Source organism: Moritella viscosa, from assembly GCF_900120065.1.
Classification (GTDB): Bacteria; Pseudomonadota; Gammaproteobacteria; order Enterobacterales; family Moritellaceae; genus Moritella; species Moritella viscosa.
The window spans coordinates 1-5,061 of the sequence record NZ_FPLG01000133.1; the positions used below are offsets into that span (position 1 = coordinate 1).

Genomic DNA, 5,061 nt, shown 5'->3' on the forward strand with positions numbered 1-5,061 from the left:
GGCTCGGGCTTAGTCTCTGTTTTATTCACTGCTGGTGAAGGTTGACCGCAAGCTTGCAGTAACAACATTGACAACCCCAAGAGCAAAACAATACCTTGATGCTTTTTCATGTAAATAATTCCATTATTTAGTTTTTGACTTTTATTTTGATAAGTCACGTGATTAAACAGTGCGTGCAGAGAAGCCGCCCGCGTTTTAATTGGGGATAAATTGCAGAGTATTGATATTGTGTGCATGCTCATGCAATCTCCATAACCTAGCCGTTAAATGAGTTGCAGTGATGTTAAGCTGATTAGACTTAATGAAGCGATTTGGTTTACAACAGAAATGATAAATAATTTTAGGGTTTAGTTCAAGCGTATTTTAGCGTTAAACACTAAATAAACAAATAGTTAAGACGCCATCCTACAAAGTTAATGTAAAGGCGCAGCTTGACGTAATATGTCATGGCTATTAGCGTCTTGATGACGGGATGTACCCACACCTAAGCTATTCAAACGTCCCTCAGCGCAGGTCCCCCACAGCATGGGTTTTTCATCGCTATCAGCATTGCTTGCGATGTTTACAGCAACCGGAATAAAAGGTAGTGGGCGGACATTTTTTAAATCTTTATTCTTTCGGTGATCAACATTTTCATTCCATAAAGGATATTCTCTAGTTTTACCTGTTTGTTTAAATGGAAATTGGCAGCCAAACAAATAAACAGGTTGACCTAAATCCTTCACTGGTGATTCACATGTAGCCATTATTTACCCTCCGTAGTAAAAAAACGACCATGATTGGCAAATGCATTGTAAACATTAGAAAATCGAGCGTTAGCGCCAGTATTTATAGTGGACCAAATTTTATATGAACGTTTGTTACCTAACTTATCCATGGCATAAAGTCTAACTGTGCCAGCACCCTCTTGATATTCATCACCATTAACACTGATATTTTCCATGGTGTGTATTTTCCATTTATCTTTGCCTTTATTATCAACCGCAAACCAAGTCTTATTCTCAACATCAATAAACACTTTATGATAACGGTTTTTAGCCCAGGCATACTTACCGTTAGCACTGATTGCTTTATCTCTATATAAACCTTGCTCAGCTGGAATAACACCTTCTTCTTCCGTAACTATACTGTAAAGTGCCTTATTATCAGACTCCCTATAAACACCGATACCAAAATCATATACAACAACACGCTTCCCCCCATATATTACGGTTTCCGGTGTTAAATCAATATCAACAGCCTCTTTTTTCTTTGTAGCCAGGGTATATTTAATGTATTCACGGCCGTTGGAATAATATAAATAACTACTGTCTTCAGCCCAGACTAAAATAGGCAGTGTAGAACTTGAACCGAGTATAATTGACTCTTGGGTTTTTAAATCAAACAGGACTTTATGCAGACCATCATTCGCATATGCATAAGCTAAATAACGATTGTTCGGTGAACGGCGTAATGTACCACGCGTGCGACCATCAAAATCATCCGTGACCAAGCGTAAATCAGAGCCATCAAGCTTCATACTCCATATTTTAAAACGCTTTTCATAAGCATCGCTTTTCATCTTTCGTGAATTACCGTTATCCCAAAAGAACTGTAGACGTGGTTGGTCGTATGATTCTGCATTATCTAAATCTTCACGTGGCCATTCTTTGGCTTTATAAACGTTATATTGAGGCATGCCTAACGGATGGCTTTCGTCATCATAGGTGATGTAGTTATGCTCGGTCACGTAATCACGCTTTTCGGTAATGACCTCTGCTACAGGCTCGGGCTTAGTCTCTGTTTTATTCACTGCTGGTGAAGGTTGACCGCAAGCTTGCAGTAACAACATTGACAACCCCAAGAGCAAAACAATACCTTGATGCTTTTTCATTTAAATAATTCCATTATTTAGTTTTTGACTTTTATTTTTTATTTTTATAAGTCATGTGATTAAGCTTACATGTAGAAAATCCATGCAAGCTTAATCGAGGTAAGTGAGGTTGATACTACTATTTGCTACCAATAATACTAACGGATGGGATGTTAATTTTCCCTTTGAAAAATTTTTCAATAGCCTACAAAGAGCCAGCCGTCTCACAACTCAATGAAAAACTTTCAATAAGCTCAGTTACTAATTTAATGTTACCAATTATAATTATATGCAGTTCAGACGCTTGTTCCAATGAGATAGCAGGTTTAAACAATTTGGGCTCACTATATGATTTTTCTTTCGATACTGTAATCATAATATTTGAACCAACAAATGCAAGTCGTATATCAGAACCTAAAGACCTTCTCATATAAACTAAGTGTTCCATAGCAGCTACAGGCAATAGATCGGGAACTACACTCTTATCATTACAAAAAACATTGAAATATTCAGAAAAATCAGGAGATTCTAAACTTACGTACTTCCTCATATATTCATCATTTATTTTTTTCGGTAAACCAAAGTAACGATCTAACCTACTTTCATTAGGGCAAACGAATAAAGCCCTTTCAAAAAAATTATCGACATCTACTTTAAAAAAAATACCATTAAAAACAGTCTTATTAATAGAGCGAGAAGATTCATAATGACCGCTCTGTAAGGATATTGTATTGACTTCAGAAAACTCAACTGGTATTTGACCTATAGAGCCAGAGAAGAAATCCCCCCGTTTAAAGTAAGTATATGGTTTCGAGAATAATTTACTTTTTTCGAATTCATCATCACTGATTATTTTGTGTGGGTCATAATTAAATAAATCATTAATTGAAGCCGTTAAGCGTGAAATAAGAAACTCCTTATACTTACGTTTGTACTCCCCCCAATGCCTATTAAATAAAATATACACTCGGGATAACGCAATCGTCATTATCAGAAGAATGCCAACACTATCAGGTGCACTTATAACTGTAAGTGAACTAAAAAGTACAAAAATACCAATACTTATCTTGAGCCAATAAATAGCCTTAAGCCTGTCACAGTCCAATTCATTTAATTTCAGTTCTACTTCATTATTGAACGCTTCGATCATTAACACACCTATTTATCATAAATTTATAAACCTAGTTTTAACTAGAAGGCCACAACTCATTTAACTTTAAACATCACAACAAATCAGTAATTGCGATGTTTGCATGAATGGACATAGCTTCCTGTTTATCATGCAACTCAAAACCTGCGCAGTACCGTTTTAAATTAACCTTTTCAACTTCGGGTAACCAACCTGTGAAAACAATTTCTTTGCGATGTTTGTCAATAAACTCGGTTTCTCTTAAATAAACCTTTTGACTCCATTTATCATCAACACAACTTAATTCAAAATAGTCATCTGACTGGTCACAATGAAGGTCGATAAGATAGGTAAACCGAATAGACGGTGCAGGCGGGTTTAAATAAACACCGGCGGTATTAGTCCCCAACAACCCTTTCAATAACCCTACATTTTGGCCGTCGGGTAATGGGCTAGCAATTAGTTCAGAAACCAGCGTATTGTCGGCGTCAAAATGTTGTGAGTCACTGTAAGCAGCTAACCCACTAAGATCAACTAAACGACTATCGCCTTCACTTTCTAATTTACTCAATTCAGATGACATTAATTGACGTTGGCTATACAGCATTTTGAGGTCTGTTTGCACCTCACCTTTAATTTTGTACGGCACCCAGATGTTTGATAGTGGAACACCCGATGGTTCACGTAATACTTTAAGTCCTCCTTTAAAGGGACTCTCAACTGTATCTAACTCGACAACTAAATGCTCTCCATCCTCTCGGTAACATTCAGCCGTTACTTTGTCTTCCGTTAGGCCAAAGACTCGAGCAGAACCAAATTCATCAAGAACACCTTCAAACACCAGCTCTCCGTTCTGATAGATAGCAAATTTGTCATCAGAACAAAGTCGACCATATCTATCTTCATCAAAAAAGTTAATATTTACATGCCTTGTTTTTTTAACTGTTTCAGCCTGTTGATTACGGTAGTATTCTAATTCCACATCACAAAAATAGCCTTTTTGATCAACACTTAATTCTCGCCATACTTTGTTTTTCCATAAGACATAAATATATCCTGATTCGTATAGGCTTACTTTATTTTTGTCTTGATCATCACCTAAATAATATTGCGGAAAAACGGGGACTAAAACATTATCCCACTCGGCCATTTCCATGCTTTTATCAACAGGTTCTATATTGTCAACGAGCAGTAGAGTTAATGGCTCAGGACGGCCTTGAAGAGGTATTGCGAGATACAAGCTTTTGGGCTCTTTTTCCAATGCTTTAAAAACAGCTAAGCTACGATGTTCTGCTGCAATGTCTTGATGCGGTTTCGTTATTTTGTAGTTTTGAAGATCTGTTTTACTTAATCGAAGAAAGGTTGGTTCACTACGTCCTTGTCCTGCTAACTCCACCACTATTTTATGCTCAGGAATAGGTTCTACAGGAACATATGATGTTTGCGGAGCCAGGTATACATCATCTTTTACTGCGGTAAAATTTGCTTTAACAACTTTAGGTTTATCCGTGGTTTTAACTCTGTCGACATGCTGTTTTATCACTGGGAATGAGGCAAATTGGGACGCTGTAATAGGCACAGTTCTTGGGTTCAACCCGATTGCAACCCACTGACCATTTGACAATAGTCGCTGAATTATCGTTAAGATCTGTTGATCACTAGATTGCCCGAAAGAAGTGCTAAATTGACTAGGTAGTGGCCTGAGCACGGATTTAATATCGCGTACACGCGAGAGCTGGCTAATAACTTCATTAGGCAGCTGCAGGAACGCCAGCTCTTTATGGGTTAACTTGGAGCTGGGTATAAATTTATAGAGCGTTTGCATTGTATCTCCACAACCTAATGTTTAAATAAGTTGCAGTGATTTAAGCTGATTAGACTTAATAACGATTTGGTTTGAAAGGATTTTAAATAAATATAACGTGAAGTGCAATAGGTAAGGTAGAAATATTAACTATCGATGGTTAAATCGAGACCCTGTAAATGATTCTGTGTAATTACCATTTTAGAGATGATCTTTTAATCGGTCTTCAAATTCAATGATAAAACGATTCATGGCTGCTTTCCAGTTATGGATCGG

General features: G+C 37.1%; 4 protein-coding genes. All 4 read right to left on the reverse strand.

Annotation, left to right across the window (positions count from 1 at the left end; all coding sequences use genetic code 11):
* Window positions 1–413: 413 nt before the first annotated feature.
* Entirely contained in the window at window positions 414–746 is a 333-nt protein-coding gene (locus BT797_RS20680; protein WP_075473335.1) for a hypothetical protein, read from the reverse strand.
* Window positions 746–1,873 (reverse strand): TolB family protein, encoded by a 1,128-nt coding sequence (locus BT797_RS20685; protein ID WP_075473336.1) that lies wholly within the window; start codon window positions 1,871–1,873, stop codon window positions 746–748. The genes BT797_RS20680 and BT797_RS20685 overlap by 1 nt, the downstream gene beginning before the upstream one ends.
* A 184-nt stretch (window positions 1,874–2,057) precedes the next feature.
* Complete coding sequence (locus tag BT797_RS20690) at window positions 2,058–3,002, reverse strand: DUF3137 domain-containing protein (protein WP_075473337.1); 945 nt, start codon at window positions 3,000–3,002, stop codon at window positions 2,058–2,060.
* 73 nt (window positions 3,003–3,075) lie between these two features.
* Window positions 3,076–4,806 carry a hypothetical protein gene (locus tag BT797_RS20695; protein WP_075473338.1) on the reverse strand — a complete coding sequence of 577 codons (1,731 nt, stop codon included), beginning with the start codon at window positions 4,804–4,806 and terminating at the stop codon, window positions 3,076–3,078.
* Window positions 4,807–5,061 lie beyond the last annotated feature (255 nt).